Here is a 16,589-nt window from a genome sequence, read left to right as displayed (position 1 = left end):
GACAACATGGAGGGGCGACTCGGTTAACCGCGAGATTGTAACAAATACCACCCTCGCTAATCCCCCTCCTTTCCTCTCCGAGAAATCCATGAGTCAAACGCAGAAACATCCTCCCGAGCACGTCGCGGCCGTGGATCTCGGCTCCAACAGCTTTCACATGGTCGTGGCTAAGCTTCGAGCCGGCGAACTGATCATCGTAGACCGTCTGCGCGAAATGGTCAGGCTGGGCGCGGGGCTCGACGCTCAGAGATATTTGACTGAAGAGGCGCAGCAACGGGCGCTCGCCTGCCTCGACCGTTTCGGCCAAAGACTTCGTGATCTACCGCCGGGCAGTGTACGTGCGGTGGGCACCAATACCTTGCGGGCGGCACGCAACGCCGGGCAGTTTCTGATTCGGGCCGAAAAAGCTTTGGGACATCCGATCGACATTATCTCCGGCATAGAGGAAGCCCGGCTGATCTACGCGGGAGTCGCTCAAAGCCTGGCGACGGACGGCAGGCGGCGGCTGGTGGTCGACATCGGCGGGGGCAGCACCGAATACGTCATCGGCGTGGACAAGGTTCCGCTTCGCAAGGAGAGCGTGCGGATGGGGTGCGTATCCATGAGCCTCGCCTATTTTCCCGAAGGCAAGGTCACCGGCAAACGCTTCAAGAATGCGGTCATCGCGGCCCAGTACGAGCTGGAACCTTTCCAATACGCCTTTCGCAGCGACCACTGGGACGAAGCCGTCGGCGCATCGGGAACCGCGCGAGCGATACGAAAACTCGTGATCGGCCGCGGCTGGAGCAAGGACAGGATTACCTTGGAAGGGCTCAACCGGCTGACCGAAACACTCCTAAGTCTCGGACGAGTCGACAAGACCGGGTTCCCGGACCTCAACCCGGACCGTTACCCGATTTTCCCGGGCGGCCTCGCCATTTTGTACGCGACCTTCAAGGCACTCGGCATCCGGGAGATGCAGGTTTCCGACGGAGCTTTGCGGGAAGGTTTGCTTTATGACCTAGTCGGCCGAATCTATCACGACGATATCCGAAGCCGCACAGTGGCTGCGCTCGCGACCCGCTATCACGTCGATTTGCAACAGGTCGCTCGTATTCAGGCTACGCTGAAGGTTTTTCTAGACCAGATTCCATCGATCGGCTGCATCGATCGGGAAACGGCAGAACAATGGCTGAACTGGGCGGCGAGTCTGCACGAAATCGGCTTCGACATCGCACACAGCCAATATCACAAGCACGGCGCCTATATCATCGAAAATGCTGATCTGCCCGGCTTTTCGCGCCAAGATCAAATGCTCCTGGCCACCTTGGTGCGACTACACCGACGGAAATTCCAGTTCAAGCTTTTCAAGGAATTGCCCCGACCATGGAAAGAGGCCGCTCGCCCCATGTCTGTACTGTTGCGGCTCGCCATCGTCTTGAACCGCAGCCGGCAGGGCAACCTGCCTGTCGACATCAAAATCGAGCTCAGCGAATCGCGAGTTGTTCTGCGGTTTCCGAGCCAATGGCTCGAAAATCATCCATTGACCGCGGCTGATCTAGAGCAAGAAGCCCGCAATCTGAGACCTGCAGGGATCGAGTTGACTTATCTCTGAGAGGGCTTCGGGCTAGAGTACTTTCATGCCTACTGTAGGGCATCCGCGAGTAGGTTGGGAATCCGTTCCCGACAGTACCGTTGGGCCAACGGCTTGAGTAATGGCCAATTTTTCTGTATGGGGAGTTGATCAGGCGGCGACTTTCTCGGCGTCTTCCTGAACGCCGTCCTTGAACACGACTCCCTCAATGACCTGAGCCAGCCGCGGAACTCCATTCAATCTCCGCCAGTGTCGCTCGGCGCTTTTCACCAGCATGAACACCATCGCGAGAATACTTCCCCGTGACACGCAGCCTCGCGTTTTAGCGGTTCTGAGCCTCACCGTGGCAAAGGTGGATTCAATTGGATTAGTGGTCCTCAGGTGAATCCAATGCTCCGCCGGAAAATCGTAGAACGCCAACAGCGTCTCCCGATCCTTTTCCAGGCAGGCCACCGCCTTGGGCTACTTGGGCCGATACACCTCGACGAAATGATCGAACGCGTTCTCCGCTTCCTGCCGGGTGGCGGCCATCCAGATCTCGTGCAGCGCCGCTTTGGCTTTGGGCTGTTGGCTCTTGGGCAGCTTATTGAGCACATTCGCCGTCTTATGGACCCAACAGCGTTGGCCACGGGTGGTCCCGTACACCTGCGGTAAGGCTTTCCAGAAGCCTAAGGCGCCATCGCCGATGGCCAGGTGCGGATCAAGGGTGAGACCCCGGGCTTTGAGATCCAACAGCACCTCGCGCCAGGACGGTTCGCTCTCCCGATAGCCATCAGCCAACGCCAGCAACTCCTTCTTGCCGTCCGCCGTAGCCCCTATCACCACCAGAATGCACTGCGCCGCATCCTCCAGCCGTACCCCGAAATGAATGCCATCTACCCAGAGATACACATAACGCCGGTTCGACAAATCCCGCCGCGACCAACGCTGATGCTCGTCCTTCCACGCCTCTTTTCAAGCGGCTGATCGTACTCGCCGACAATCCGGGCGCCTCCCGCCCTAACAGCACCGTCAGCGCCTCCTGAACATCCCCGGTCGAGATCCCTTTCAAGTACAACCACGGCAACAACGCCTCAAGGCTCTGGGGGCGCCGAAGGTACGGCGGCAAAATCGCCGAGGTCAACCGGATCGCCTTCGACCGATCTCGCACCCGCGGCACCTTGACCTCGATAGGACCCACACCGGTCTGGATGGACCGCGTCGGTAGATGACCGTTCCGCACCACCCGCTTGGCGCCCATCCGCCGTTTTCTCGTCCTTGAATCGCTCCAGAAAGGCGGCAACCTCCGCTTCGATCGCCGCCGCCAGCATCCGCTGGGCGCCTTCCCGTAACAACTCCGTTAAGGCATCCGCCACGGGAGCTGGTGCCCCTGGATTCTTCAACGGAATGATCTTATCGTCACTCATGGCGTATTCGCTCCTCTTGTAGGAAGGGATGACCTTGAAGACCCTCCAGAATACGCCGCCTACCTCAATCCCTCATCCACAACTTTCGAGCATAACTCACGGCTTTGTCGGAAAAGCATTGCCGGCCTACGAAAGCTTGAGCCGATCTACCCTGGCCGAAGGCACCAAACGACTCTTGCCAGGCTTGTTTTCCCGTACAAGCGAGATGAAAACGCTCTAGGCTCCCGATCGGCCAAAGGGCGTGTCCGTCCCGGACGCATCCCCCTTATTCAGCTCGGTTTCCTCAGTTGTTCCAACAGAACGGTCTGTGCCTCGATGCTGCGTGGACCCTCGGTCTGTGCACGTCGATAGCTTCCGTCGGAAGTCAAAAGCCAGGCTTGGCTATTGTCCCGGAGGTAAAGGTCCAAATCGGCCCGAATACGTTCGACCAGTTTCTTGTTCTCGATGGGGAAACAGATCTCCACTCGACGGAACATGTTGCGCGGGAGGAAATCGGCGCTCGCGAGATACACTTCCGGGTGGCCGCCGTTCTCGAACCAGTAGACTCGGCTGTGCTCCAGGAATCGCCCGATGATCGAGCGGACTTCGATGTTCTCGGATACGCCGGGGATCCCCGGGCGTAGACAGCAGATTCCGCGGACGATCAACTTGATCTCCACACCGGCCATGGAAGCTCGGTAAAGCGCCTGGATCAACTGCGACTCCGCCACCGAATTCACTTTGATGATGATGCGGGCAGGCCGGCCGGCTGACGCGTGCTCGATTTCGCGATCGATTTTTCTAAGCAGGGTCTGGTGCAAAGTAAATGGCGATTGCAAAAGTTTGTTGAGCCGCCCTACTTTGCCCAGACTGGTCAGCTGGACGAACACCCGGCGTATGTCTTCCCCCAATTCTTGGTCGGCGGTCAAAAGCCCATAGTCGGTGTAGATACGAGCTGTGCGAGGGTGATAATTGCCGGTGGAGAGATGGATGTAATGGCGCAGGTGCCGGCCCTCACGCCTTAGGATCAGCAACATCTTAGCGTGGGTCTTGTAACCTACGATGCCGTAGACCACCTGCACGCCCGCTTCCTGCAAGCGCGTCGCCAGAGAAATGTTGGCCTTTTCGTCGAAACGCGCCCTGAGTTCCACCACAACCGTAACCTCCTTGCCGGCTCGGGCCGCTTTGAGGAGCGCGTCCACAATGGGCGAATTCGGACCGGTCCGGTACAAAGTCTGTTTGATCGCGACCACCTGAGGGTCGTCGGCCGCCCGCCGGATTAGCTCAATCACGGGCGTGAAGGATTCATAGGGCTGGTGCAGCAGGATGTCCTGCTTTTTGATCGCCGCGAAGATGTCCCGTCCGCCGGCAAGCTGAACCGGAAACCCGGCGGTGAACGGCGGATATTTAAGATCAGGCCGATCGATCAGATCGTACACCTCGCGGGTTCGGCTGAGATTCACCGGACCGTCTACCCGATAAAGGCGATCCTCGGTGAGTCCGAACTGGCTCAGCAAAAACTCGACGATCTCGTCCGGACAGTTGTCCGCCACTTCCAACCGCACCTCGTCTCCGTAATTACGCGTGCTCAGTTCACCTTCCAAGGCGCGCAGCAAGTCGTCCACCTCTTCCTCGTCGAGGTACATCTCACTGTTGCGCGTCACCCGAAACTGATAGCAGCCGCGCACTTTCATGCCGTAGAACAGATCATCGACGAAGGCATGAATGATGGACGAGAGAAACACGAAATCATACGGACCGCTCTCAGTTTCGCCTGGAGGCAACTGAATGATGCGCGGTAAAGCCCGCGGCGCCTGTAATATGGCCAGTTTGATGTCGCGCCCGAAAGCGTCCTTGCCCGACAAAGGCACAATGAAATTCAGGCTTTTATTCAAGATGCGTGGAAACGGGTGGGCAGGGTCCAGGCCGATGGGACTCAGAATCGGCAGCAGTTCCTTTTCGAAATAGGCTTTGAGCCAGGCTTGCTGAGAAGCATTCCATTCGCTCCTGCGGACGAACCGAATGCCTTGCTCCGCCAGTAAGGGCAGCAAAATCTGGTTCAACACCCGGTATTGCTCGGACACCAGTTCATGGGCACGTGCGCTGATCGCCGCCAGGGTTTCTTGCGGTGCGAGGCTGTCGGGCTCGGTTTGCGTTGCGCCGATTTCAGCGAGTTGAATCAAGCCCGCGGCGCGGACCTCGAAAAATTCGTCTAGATTGGAGCAGGAAATGGAAAGGAAATTGAGTCGCTCGAGCAGCGGGGTACGTTCATCCTTGGCTTGTTCGAGCACTCGCCGGTTGAATTCCAGAAAGCTCAGCTCGCGGTTGATGTAAAGCTGCCCGTCGGATAGATCGACGGAACCAATAGCGCTCTGACCTTCGGCCGCGCCTTCGACACGTTTCTCCAGCAGCCTTCTGGCATCGGTCGCTTTTCCCATGTCGCCCACCAGGTACTTGGCCGCCCGAATCATGCGCATGGCCTTGGCCTTGTTGAATCCCGGTAATTTGACTAATTGCTCGACGTCGGCGTTCGCCAGTTCTTCGACTGAAAAGATGCCGTGTTCAGCCAAAATGGTTCGAGTGGATTTGGTGATGCCTTTTACCTGGTTGATGATCAAGCGTATCTCTCCTGATGCTCCCGATCCGGCAATCATAGCGCAACGCGGCGCGCACAGGTTCGGAAAAGCACGGCACATTCCGAAACGGCCTGAGCCGGGACCGGTGCCGACGCGACGGATCCCCAGCTCGAGCGAGAAGGAAGCTATGGGGCGATTTGGTGATGAAACGGGTCGCCCCCGCCTCATCTCTTCTTTAATCTTCTTCGAGGAAGCTCTGAACGAGTGGATTTCTTCATGCCTTTCGACGAGCTCGAGGTCCCAAGCTCAGTCAAAGGGTTAGAGACCAGGCGACAAAAGGCCCTTATTCGTCCTTCGTGCCTTCAAAAAGACCGCGATACTCCCCGTAACCTTCTTTTTCCAGGTCTTCCTTGGGGATGAACCGCAAGGCTGCCGAATTCATACAGAACCGTTTTCCAGTGGGCGGCGGACCGTCATCGAACACGTGACCGAGGTGGGAATCGGCGTGTTTGCTGCGAACTTCGTTGCGAACCATGAACCAGGATCTATCCTGCCGGTACACGATATTGTCCGGCTCCAAGGGCTTGGTAAAACTCGGCCACCCGGTTCCAGAATCGAATTTGTCGAGCGAACTGAAAAGCGGCTCGCCCGATACGACATCCACATAAATGCCCTCCCGATGGTTATCCCAATACTCGTTCTGGAAGGCTCTCTCGGTGCCATTTTCCTGAGTGACTCTGAACTGTTCGTTGGTCAGTTTTTTGCGGAGCTCCTCTTTGCTCTCTTTCTTGAATTGCGAGGGATCCCAAGCCATGGCCAGATCTCCGAAAAACAATGCGGTAAACAATAATAACAAGACTTTCATGACACTTCTGCGTCGGCATTCAAACAGGCTGACGCATCATTTTCCGATTTTTTCTTCTACACCAAATCGTTTTCGACCGCTATTACAGTGAGACCCTCTAAAAAATCCGTCGACATCAAAACCCTGATCTCGCGAGCTCGTCTAACGTTTTTTATTCGTGGACTGACTGGATTTTCCGGGAGGGCGAAATGCGACCGGAGTCAAGGAGAATTCCCGCAAGAACGACCGAAGCTCTGCTCATGTTGTCGGCCATTTTGTTTGCCAAACCGACTTTCGCAATGGGCAATGAACTCGCTAGGGTGGCAGACACGCATGCTCTCTTGAAGTCTCCGACCCCAGTAGCAGTCAAGAAAGGCGTCGTTCTGCACGGGTTGGACGCGAAAATGCACACCGCTATTCACAAAGCTGGGCGGATTTGGATGAGGCACGGCAAAGTGCTGGTCGTTACATCCGGACTGGACGGCCGTCATAAAAAGGGAAGCTTGCATTATGCGGGCTTGGCCGTCGACCTCCGCTCGCGCTATTTCGCTCCATCGATCTGCAAAAAGGTCACTCATGAGCTACAGAGGAGTTTAGGCGGCGAATTTCAGGTGATCCGCGAAAAACATCATATTCACGTGGAATACGATCCGTGAGGCGATGGGCTACACGCCCGTCGGCCCTTTTCTTCAATATCCAGCGCCGCGCGTTTGCCGTTAAATCTGGCGGCCATCCGTGTTTTCGAATGCTCGCTTTGCGATAATCCCGCTATTCCGGGCGCGGCGATAAACCGCATGCGCCAAATCCAGGTCTATACCGCTTCGTCGGTTCGACGTGCCGGCAGGCGTTACAGGCCTAATTGATAGCCAAAAATCCAATTTACGGGGGAATTCGGCATGGCCGACCAGCAATCCAATTTGATCGACCTTCAAGCCTTGAGAGCGAAGCGACTGGCGGAACAGATGAGAAGCCGGTCCCGCCTTCAAGCAAAATTTGGGCGGGAATTTCTTCTCGACCTTTTTTGGTACGAGAACGAACGGGAACCCACTTCTCAGGACGAATTGGAGAAATTCCTGGAGACAAAGGGCCTACCCACTATTTCGGATTCCGCGCTGTTTCGCGGCTGGCTGATGCGCCGCCTTCGAGAAGAAATCTAAGTCGGTATGGTCTTCCCGAGCGGAACTAAAGGCTTCCAACCGAGAACGTTTTTGGCCGTTTCGCCGAGGCATTTTGGCCGTTTTAATTGTCGTCCATCGTGTGAGATGATCCGGTGGTGAGCTCGGGAGACCGGCGACCGTTGTCTGCCCAACTGTTCAAACACAAGCTTAGGAGGAATCTGATTATGGACACTCATCCCGCACGGGCAGTTAAATTGGTTTCGAGCATCATCGCCTGTTGTTTGATCTTGGCCGTCGCGCAAATGGCACGCGCCGAAGCGCCCTACAAGGTCGAAGGCAACAAGGTCGATAAAGCGACCTACGAAGGCTGGAAAATCTACAAACGGCAACGTTGCGAAACCTGCCATGGGCCTACCGGCGAGGGCGGCCCCGCTTTTCCCAATCTGCTAAACAGCATGAAAAACCTCTCGAAAGAGCAGTTCCAACAGGTCGTATTGGAAGGCCGGAAAAATATGCCTGCCTATAAAGGCAATAAAGCCGTAGTCGATAACATTGACGGACTTTATGCTTATATCAAAGGCCGTTCTGATGGCGCCATCCCGGCGGGCGACTTGGCCGAAATGCAGTGACTTGGCCCCAAAAAAGCGAAATGAGCTGAGCTTTGCCGGGAACGGAAGCCTAATCGGTCCGCAGAGGTGTTTTCGTCCTCTGACCGGACGCGCACCTTTGCGGATTGGCTGAACAAACCGAAATCAGTGGAGCGCGAGCTCTAGGGTTTCGCTGAACAATCCGCCGATTTTCGAACGACCGGTTTCCGACTTCTTCCGTCACGCACCGAGCCCCGCCGCGCCATCGGGATCATCGCAAGACTGTTTCGATTTCTGCTCCTCCTCCGGACTGATGAGGTCCATGAACGATACCTACGTTACACTGTGTCTGTTGGGGGGATGCGGCAATCTCATAAGGTGCCGCCCTTTCGCGCAATAGATACGTTCATTCGAGGAGACCATAATGACGAACAAAACGATCATCGTCGGTGCAATCGCTGCATTGTTGGCAGGCTGCGCGAGCGGTCCTTACGGTGGTTCGCCTCAATTCGGCAAGACCGCCACAGGGGCTGTGATAGGTGCGGCCACTGGAGCCGGGCTAGGCGCCGTCATCGCCAAAGACAAGGGCAAAGGAGCTCTTATTGGGGCTGGAGTAGGCGGTTTGCTGGGTGCAGGCGTAGGTGCCTACATGGATCGTCAGGAAACGCAACTGCGCGACCAATTGGCCGGCACCGGAATTGAAGTGCAGAGGAGTGGCAATGATCTGGTCTTGAACATGCCGAGCAACGTCACGTTCGCCTACAACTCCGACCAAATCTCGCCGCAAGCCGCGAGCGCGTTGACTCAGGTCGCGACGACGTTGAATCAATTTCCGGAAACATTACTCACCGTGGTCGGGCATACCGACTCGGATGGCAGCGATGCCTACAATATGGACTTATCTCGCCGTAGAGCGAATGCGGTGTCCGAATTTTTGATGGCCCAGGGTGTCTCCGGAAGCCGCCTGCAAACGATCGGAATGGGGAAAAGCCAGCCCATCGCCAGCAACAGCACGGAAGAAGGAAAAGCACGCAATCGCCGGGTGGAACTATTGATCCGCCCCAATCAAGCCGCTGTGCAACAACAACCCGTACCGCAGCAGGATCAAGGCTATTATCCTCCTGCCGGAACCTCCCCACAGCAGCCGAACGGCTATCCGCAACAACCCGCTGGCTATCCGCAGCAAACTTATCCGACCAGAACGTATCCGTACTGATCCATCGGGTAACGTTTGCTTTACTTGCGGGCTCACCTTGAGCTTTGCGGCTGAGCTCGAGATACGTCCGTTTCACGCGCGATTCAATCACGAAACGGCAGCTTAACCTGCCCAAGCCGCCGAGGGGGCGGACAACGGTTCCGCCTCCCCTTCTCGAACGGCCTTGCCACTCATCGAGTCTCTACTTGTCTCAGTAAGGACTAGGTATTATCTTAGGTGTAATCTGGTCGCTACTTACACGACTCCAGTTCGGCTCCCCGATGCCGCTTGCTTGAAACGGCGGCTCCGCTTCCATTCATTCCAACCAGTCCGACATCAAGAATCAGAATTACCCGAGAGGACTCTATGCAAAATTGGAAACGACTGCTGATGTTAACTGCCGCTGCCGTCATTGGCTTGGCTGTCGTGCTTTTGGCATCCGGCATCGCTTTGACGAATTTCATAGTGGATTTTTGGTGGCACGACGAGCTCGAATACGGCGGATATTTTTGGCTCAAAGTTCTGTATCGCTATATTTTGTCGGGCAGCGTCACGCTGTTCTTTTTCTTCATTTTCTTTCTAAATTTCTGGGCCGCGTCCCGTTATCTCGGCATAGACGAGACGGCTTTCGCCAGACTGGGCCAAACCGAAGGAACGCGCTATCGGCGATTGTTGAAGCTCTTCCAAACCGGTTCCATGCGGGTCTACACGCCGCTATCCCTGATCCTGGCGATTCTCATCGCGATTCCGTTTTACCAACAATGGGACGCCGCCTTACTGTTCCTGTTCGCGCCCAGCGCCGGAATTGCCGATCCGGTATTCGGGCACGATGTCAGCTTTTACATGTTCTCCTATCCCATCTTCAGGTTGATCCAAAGGGAGTTGCTCGTCACGTCGGTCATCGCGACGCTGGCAATCGCTTTCCTCTATTGGCTGGAGCACCGCTTGCTCCCCGGTGAAAAACGGGAATGGCCTCTCGGCGCGAGAATCCACCTGAGCGGCCTGGTCGTCATTACCTCGCTGGTCATCGCGTGGGGTTTCATTCTGGACCGCTTCGGGTTGCTGTACACGGACGTGCATGAGCCTCAGTTCTTCGGGCCGGGGTTCATCGAACTTCGATATCACTTGCCGCTGATCTGGCTCGCGATTCTAAGCCTGCTCGGGGCGGCGGCAGCCGCCTTAATCTATGCGCATCGAGGCAAAGGACTGACTGCTTTGGTCACCCTGGTCCTCGTTCTTGGCGCTTCCTTGGGCTTGCGTAAGATTGACTTCATACCGGGCCTGATCGATCGGTTCGTGGTGAAACCGAACCCGGTCAGAGTCGAACAGGAGTTCATGCAGAACAATATCAATGCGACGCTTGCCGCCTATGAGCTTAACGATATCAAGATCATAGACGTCATGCCGGGTCTTCCTGATCAAGACATTCTCGATCAAGCTTTTCGCGAACACCTGTACAACATTCCGGTCTGGGATCCCGAATACCTTGACGACGTCTATCAGCAGATGCAGGGCATTCGGCCCTACTACCACTTTCCGAGCGTCGACATCGCGCGCTATATGATCAACGGAAGGCTCGAGCAGGTGAATCTGTCCGCGCGGGAGGTCAACATCGCCAAGCTGCCGCCCGAGGCGCAGAATTGGGAGAACACCCATCTCCGATATACCCACGGCTACGGTGCGGTCATCACGCCGGCCGCCCAGGACGGGGAGACGCCCATGGCATGGTTTCTCCGCGACCTGACCCTCCAATCGAGCGTCGGCTTCTCCATCGAGAAGCCCGATATCTATTTCGGCGAAGAAAACCTGCCCTACGCGGTCGTGCCGAACCGGCTTAGCGTCGTGGGCATTTCCAGCTTCGACGAAGAATCCAGCTACAACTATACCGGCAGCGGTGGCGTTCCGATTTCCTCGTTGTTCCGACGACTGCTCCTGGCCATTTACCTCCGTGACCAAAACCTGTTTTTCTCCGTCAATATCCGCGGCGACAGCCGAGCACTGTTCCGGCGGAATATTGTCGACCGTGTCAAACACCTGACGCCCTTTTTGTCCTTGGACAACGACCCTTACGCAGTCGTTACCCCCAAACGGATCTACTGGATCATAGACGCCTATACGACATCCGACCTGTATCCGGTTTCCAAGACCTCGACCAACCGCTTCAATCGCGACCGCGAGGACAAACGGTTCAATTACATCCGCAACTCCGTTAAAGTTATCGTCGACGCTTTCGATGGCAAGGTCGATTATTACGTCGCGAATCCGAACGATCCCATCATCCAGGGATACCAAAAAGCCTATCCGGGCGTCTTCAAGGATATGCGCACCATGCCGCCGATGCTCAGAGAACAGCTCCGCTATCCCAAGGATATGTTCACGACGCAGATGAGCATCTACGCCCGATATCATCAGACTGACCCCGCATTGTTCTTCCAGCAGGCAGAGACTTGGGACTTTGCCAGAGTCGGCGATTCCGTAATGAAACCCTTTTACTTCACGACTTATCTCCTCGAAGGGCTACGCGAGCCGGAAAACTTCGTCCTGATCAACCCAATGACTCCTATAGGACGGAGCAACCTCAGTGTGTTGGCGGTCGCAGGCACGCCTGCCGCCCGCGGAGGGCGCCCCGAATTTATCAAGGAAATCGTCCTCTACCGATTCAGCCGGGAAGTCCAAGTCGATGGACCGTCCCAGGTTAGCGCTCTGATCGACCAAGACCCAGAAATCGCTAGACAATTTGCCCTTTGGGACCAAAAAGGCTCACACGTGCTGCGGGGCCGGATCATCGTGCTGCCAGTGGGCCACTCGGTTTTGTACATACAACCGGTATACATCGTCTCGACCGGCACCACGAGAATCCCCGAACTCCAGCGCATCATTCTTTCGATGGGGAATGTCGTCATTATGGATCCGTCTCTGGAAACGGGAATAGAAAAACTCCAGGCGCGGCTCAAACAACTGGCTCCTCAAGCGCCCTCCGAGCCTGCCACCCCTCAGCCGGTGCCGCCGGAGCCGCCTTCGCGGTTGCCTGAAATAAGGCCGATGTAAAGGGCACTGGTGCAGATATGCCGAGAATGCCCCGATGCCGGTCGCGCGCGGGGCAACGGAAAACCTCACTGCGTAATCGGCCTTCACGAGGTATACCGAAAAGGCACCCGATCCTGATCAAGGGTAGGTTTTAGCTCGACAAGACAGGTTCCTTGGCCGGGCAGGCTAGAAGGTGATGCGCACGGACCGGGCGCTGCGCCTCGCTTCGCCATGGTAGACCGCCTCGATGTTGTTGCCGTCCGGGTCGAGCACGAACGCCGCATAGTAGCCCGAATGATAGGGACGCTCTCCGGGCGGGCCGTTGTCCCTGCCGCCGTTCTCCAGCGCCGCCCTGTAGAACGCATCCACCATGCTGCGGCTCTCGGCCTGGAAGGCCAGGTGCATACGCCCCGTGAGCATGCCCTGCGCCGTCGTCGGGCTGCCGGGGGTCGAGAAGAACAGCTCGTCGGCCCAGAAATAGCCGTCGCCGGACCCGCCGATGGGGATGTTAAGAACCTCGAGGACGGCGCCGTAGAAGCGCCGCGTGGCGGCTAGGTCTTTTACGACCAACTGGATGTGGTCTATCAGCCGGCCGCGGTGCAGTTCCTGCGTTTCCATGCCGTGCTCCCACTCGAAGAGGATAACGCTCGCATCTTAACAAGTATGGCGGCTGTCGGCATACGGTGATAGTGCGGCGCTCGGGCGGGAAGCTGCATCCGCATATACTGCGCGCCTTCGCCGTAGCTTGCCAGGAGTGCTGCGTGGGTTTCGGGCAATACCACCGGCCGGAAGCCGCAGCGCGCCCAGAAGGCGCCCGAGCCGTTGACGAACGTGAGGCAGGCGAACTGGAACCCCGACCGTCTCAACGCCTCGAAATAGGTCTCGATGAGCCGGGCTGCTACGCCGATGCTGCGCGCCGAGGGGTGGATGGTAAGTCGCGCAGGTAGAATGTATCAGCGTCAGCCGGCACGACGTAGTCCGGGCTGTAAAGCGGCGGCGTCCGGTTCAGTCGCCGGAGCATTCGTTGATGCTGTTCAGCGTGGCGTAGCCCTCGGCTCTAACGCAGGCAAGTCAGGACGTTCGATCTCAAACTCGCTCGGTACCGCCGGCGACGTTTCGACCTCCGACTGCCCCGGCTCCAGCGGTTCCACAGGTTCGTCGCCCTCATCCAATGTTTCCAATGTGTCCAACTTGTCTTCAAGAGTGGAGCCGGTATCGAGCGATATAACGCATCTCTCGGGCAAAGCCAGCTTGTGTTCCGGCCCCGTGAATTCGATTTTCAAGATCCCCTTCAACGTCCGTGGTCCGGCGGCCAAGTATTGTTTCTTGACCGAATAGTCCAGCACAGCCGAATCTATCTGATCGCCGACGACGAATTCCAAAGGCGCCGCTATGGCATCGTCCGAACCGCCTTGCGAGAAAAAAGCTTCGAGCTTCAATTTATCGCCGGTGGGAACGCCGACACCACTGCCGGTCGCAAAAAACCCCTGTAGTTTGGCACGTGCCATGATTTTTCCGTTGATACCTGGGGGAAACTCATGCTCGAATTTGATCACTACTTCTTTCAACGGCGGTTTGGCGACAAACGTTGCGTTAGCGATACTGACCGAATTCTGCCGCGCCGAGTTGTAGCAAATTCGGGGAATTTGGCCGGGTCTATCCGCTTCTATCCGCACGCCTCGATAATCGCCGCTGATATCCACACACATTTCAGTAGATGCTCGCGGCACAAGTCGAGTACCCTGAATATCGACCACTAGCGCCGAAGAAGCGCTAGGCAACAAAAACAGTAAAATAATCGAGGCAGATACACTCTTGTTCAAACGCATTGATATTCCTCTAGTCGATGTCTTATCGCACGCACGACCAAGCCCGTCACGGCATGTGTCATGACGTGGAATGTCGATGGCCCGAAATATAGCAAGCTTCGCCGAAATGTCTCTACTGAATTACATCCAGATCGGCTCACCTGTATCACAACTCGCAAAAGGTCCTTCAGGTGCAGCTCTTAACCAGCGCGGGAACAGGGTATGACCGACATCATCATTATTGGCGGGGGCATTATCGGGCTAATGACGGCACGTGAACTCGTCGCGACCGGCGCCAAGATCATCATCCTGGAAAAAGAGATGATCGGCCGGGAGTCCTCTTGGGCGGGCGGGGGCATACTCAGCCCGCTCTATCCTTGGCGAACCGCGGAGCCGATCATCCAACTCTGGCTTCGAAGTCATGCGGAATATCCGCAACTTGCGGAAACGCTGCAACGCCATACCGGGATTGATCCTGAGTGGCAAAGAAGTGGCTTATTGATCGGCGATTGCGAAAACCCGAGTCTCATCGAAACCTGGTGCAAAAGCCACGGAATTGCGTACGAACGACTCAGCTTCACAAGATTCCGCGAACTAGAGCCGTCCGTGAGCCTTACGCCGAGTTCCCCCTTATTCTTGTCCGAGATTGCCCAAGTCCGAAATCCGAGACTGCTCCGCGCTTGCCAATCAGACTTGCTCGCTCAAGGCGCACAAATTTTGGAACACCGTCCAGTCACTGAGGTCGGGATGGACGGCAGGAGGAGGATTAGGCGTGTTAGAGCTGGGAATGAAACCTTTACGGCCGACCAATTTGTCATCACTGCGGGTGCCTGGTCCGGAGCTGTAAGCCGCCACCTTTTTCCCTTGCCGCACCCCAGCATAGAACCGGTGAAAGGGCAAATGATCGTCTTTTCGGCTGAACCAGATTTACTCCGGCATATGGTCCTACACCAAGGCCATTACCTCATTCCCCGAAAAGACGGAAAAATTTTAGCAGGCAGTACTCTAGAATATACCGGCTTCGACAAGGCCACCACCGAATCGGCACGAGACGAACTTCTGGAATTCGCCTATGCCGCACTGCCGGCACTCCGCTCCTACCCAATAGAAAAACACTGGGCTGGACTGCGTCCCGGCACGCCTACCGGCATCCCTTACATCGGCCGCCATCCCGAAATTCAGAATTTATATTTCAATTGCGGCCACTTCCGTAACGGCTTCGCCACGGCCCCCGCTTCTGCTCGGCTCCTGTCCGATCTTCTGCTCGACCGTCCTCCTGATATTTTTCCGGAGCCTTATTCGCTAACAGTCGAGCATTGACGACACGGGCGGCTTCGATGCGGCGAGCTTCGCTTCAGCCGTCCCCCGTTTCCCGTAGCAATTCGGTTTCCTTTTCGAGTTCTGCAATTGCTTCGCGTGGCAGGTCGTTCAAGCCAATCCCGCCTTCCCGATAATGAGCGATGATTGCCTTGCGCATCCTCGGATCCCAAAATCTTCGAAGATGATCCGCAATGCCACGTACCGCGACAGCTCTATCCGGTTCGGCACCAAAAAAATTGCCGATGTCATTGGCCATTTTTACCAAATTCTCGATGTTCATGATTTTTCTAGTTCGGACGATTGGAAGCTTGGCGGGACTGACAGCTCAAGGCTCGTCATGCAACAAGCGCTCAGGATTTGCATAAACCACATGGTTGTTGCCACGTGCAAAACCGATAAGTGTGACACCCGTGTCTTCGGCGACGCGCACGGCGAGTCCGGTTGGCGCCGAAATCGCGGCGAGAAAGCCAATGCCGACCGACGCGCATTTTTGCACCATCTCGTAGGAGGCCCTACTGGTGACAACCACGAAGCCTTCCCGAAAGTCGGCACCCCGTCGCGCCAGCGCACCGATCAGCTTGTCCAGGGCATTGTGCCGGCCAACGTCTTCCCTAACGCTCTGTATACCTTGCCCCGGCACGGCCCAAGCCGCTGCGTGGACCGCTCCGGTAATGCGGTTTAACTTCTGGTGATCCGAGAGCTCAACCAGTACCCGGGCCAGTTCCGACGACGAGACCCGCACGCCTTGACCTACCGGAGTCGGCCGCCGCATCGCCTGTTGTATCGTGCGCGCGCCACAGAGCCCGCAACCGGTCCGTCCGGCGAGATTGCGCCCTTTATCCGTAGCGGCCTGGCAACGCGCCGCTGGAATGCGCATGCGCACCTCGATTCCGTCGGCGCGCTGGTAAACACGAATGGACTCCACTTCGGTCCCCGATGCGACAATGCCTTCAGTAAGACTGAAGCCCAGCGCGAAGTCTTCCAAGTCCAACGGCGTCGCCAGCATGACTGCATACGGCTCACCGTTATATATCAAGGCGATAGGCGCTTCTTCGGCAATGCAGTCTTCCTGACGATCATGAATCGAACCCTGCCAACGTTCGACCGGGCTGATCCGATAACTCGGCCATCCCAGCTCTTGCGCGTGCACGGCCAC

Annotated in this window: 14 protein-coding genes and 1 pseudogene; 8 read left to right on the top strand and 7 right to left on the bottom strand. The window is 56.6% G+C overall.

The window, feature by feature from the left end:
- Positions 1 to 88 precede the first annotated feature (88 nt).
- Positions 89 to 1,594 (top strand): exopolyphosphatase, encoded by a 1,506-nt coding sequence (ppx, locus tag QEN43_RS19620; RefSeq protein ID WP_036268100.1) that lies wholly within the window; start codon positions 89 to 91, stop codon positions 1,592 to 1,594.
- Between the two features lie 129 nt (positions 1,595 to 1,723).
- Here ppx and QEN43_RS19615 read toward each other — a convergent pair.
- The 3 genes and pseudogenes from QEN43_RS19615 to msrB form a co-directional block, all read right to left on the bottom strand.
- A pseudogene (locus QEN43_RS19615) lies at positions 1,724 to 2,979 on the bottom strand (IS256 family transposase).
- 269 nt (positions 2,980 to 3,248) lie between these two features.
- The gene (gene ppk1 / locus QEN43_RS19610) at positions 3,249 to 5,576 is read right to left on the bottom strand and encodes a polyphosphate kinase 1 (protein WP_162144281.1); all 2,328 of its coding nucleotides are present in this window, start codon (positions 5,574 to 5,576) and stop codon (positions 3,249 to 3,251) included.
- 301 nt (positions 5,577 to 5,877) lie between these two features.
- Entirely contained in the window at positions 5,878 to 6,399 is a 522-nt protein-coding gene (gene msrB, locus QEN43_RS19605) for a peptide-methionine (R)-S-oxide reductase MsrB (RefSeq protein WP_084161819.1), read from the bottom strand.
- Positions 6,400 to 6,587: 188 nt separating this feature from the next.
- On the opposite strand from msrB, the gene QEN43_RS19600 reads away from it, so the two are divergent.
- The 5 genes from QEN43_RS19600 (at position 6,588) to QEN43_RS19580 (ending at position 12,326) form a co-directional block, all read left to right on the top strand.
- Positions 6,588 to 7,034, top strand: coding sequence for a hypothetical protein (locus QEN43_RS19600; RefSeq protein ID WP_162144280.1), 447 nt, complete (start codon positions 6,588 to 6,590; stop codon positions 7,032 to 7,034).
- Positions 7,035 to 7,274: 240 nt separating this feature from the next.
- Positions 7,275 to 7,535 (top strand): hypothetical protein, encoded by a 261-nt coding sequence (locus QEN43_RS19595; RefSeq protein WP_026609929.1) that lies wholly within the window; start codon positions 7,275 to 7,277, stop codon positions 7,533 to 7,535.
- Between the two features lie 263 nt (positions 7,536 to 7,798).
- Entirely contained in the window at positions 7,799 to 8,125 is a 327-nt protein-coding gene (locus tag QEN43_RS19590) for a c-type cytochrome (protein WP_156912750.1), read from the top strand.
- Positions 8,126 to 8,507: 382 nt separating this feature from the next.
- Entirely contained in the window at positions 8,508 to 9,299 is a 792-nt protein-coding gene (locus tag QEN43_RS19585; protein ID WP_026609927.1) for an OmpA family protein, read from the top strand.
- Between the two features lie 345 nt (positions 9,300 to 9,644).
- Positions 9,645 to 12,326 carry a UPF0182 family protein gene (locus QEN43_RS19580; protein WP_051331557.1) on the top strand — a complete coding sequence of 894 codons (2,682 nt, stop codon included), beginning with the start codon at positions 9,645 to 9,647 and terminating at the stop codon, positions 12,324 to 12,326.
- Positions 12,327 to 12,491: 165 nt separating this feature from the next.
- On the opposite strand, the gene QEN43_RS19575 is transcribed toward QEN43_RS19580, so the two are convergent.
- Complete coding sequence (locus QEN43_RS19575; protein ID WP_026609926.1) at positions 12,492 to 12,923, bottom strand: VOC family protein; 432 nt, start codon at positions 12,921 to 12,923, stop codon at positions 12,492 to 12,494.
- A 143-nt stretch (positions 12,924 to 13,066) separates the two neighbouring features.
- Between QEN43_RS19575 and QEN43_RS19570 the strand changes: the two genes are divergently transcribed.
- Entirely contained in the window at positions 13,067 to 13,252 is a 186-nt protein-coding gene (locus QEN43_RS19570; RefSeq protein ID WP_156912691.1) for a hypothetical protein, read from the top strand.
- An 87-nt stretch (positions 13,253 to 13,339) separates the two neighbouring features.
- On the opposite strand, the gene QEN43_RS19565 is transcribed toward QEN43_RS19570, so the two are convergent.
- Positions 13,340 to 14,008 carry a hypothetical protein gene (locus QEN43_RS19565; protein ID WP_156912690.1) on the bottom strand — a complete coding sequence of 223 codons (669 nt, stop codon included), beginning with the start codon at positions 14,006 to 14,008 and terminating at the stop codon, positions 13,340 to 13,342.
- A 327-nt stretch (positions 14,009 to 14,335) separates the two neighbouring features.
- Here QEN43_RS19565 and thiO point away from each other — a divergent pair, with 327 nt between their 5' ends.
- Complete coding sequence (gene thiO / locus QEN43_RS19560) at positions 14,336 to 15,433, top strand: glycine oxidase ThiO (RefSeq protein ID WP_026609924.1); 1,098 nt, start codon at positions 14,336 to 14,338, stop codon at positions 15,431 to 15,433.
- A 34-nt stretch (positions 15,434 to 15,467) separates the two neighbouring features.
- Here thiO and QEN43_RS19555 read toward each other — a convergent pair whose 3' ends face one another.
- Entirely contained in the window at positions 15,468 to 15,713 is a 246-nt protein-coding gene (locus tag QEN43_RS19555; protein WP_317963531.1) for a formate dehydrogenase subunit delta, read from the bottom strand.
- Positions 15,714 to 15,758: 45 nt separating this feature from the next.
- The gene (fdhD, locus tag QEN43_RS19550; RefSeq protein ID WP_396661988.1) at positions 15,759 to 16,583 is read right to left on the bottom strand and encodes a formate dehydrogenase accessory sulfurtransferase FdhD; all 825 of its coding nucleotides are present in this window, start codon (positions 16,581 to 16,583) and stop codon (positions 15,759 to 15,761) included.
- Positions 16,584 to 16,589: the final 6 nt, after the last annotated feature.

Origin of the sequence: Methylocaldum szegediense (assembly GCF_949769195.1) — a bacterium.
GTDB classification, from domain to species: Bacteria; Pseudomonadota; Gammaproteobacteria; order Methylococcales; family Methylococcaceae; genus Methylocaldum; species Methylocaldum szegediense.
The sequence above is the reverse complement of the archived record's forward strand: the minus strand, read 5'-3'. Positions and strand labels throughout refer to the sequence as shown.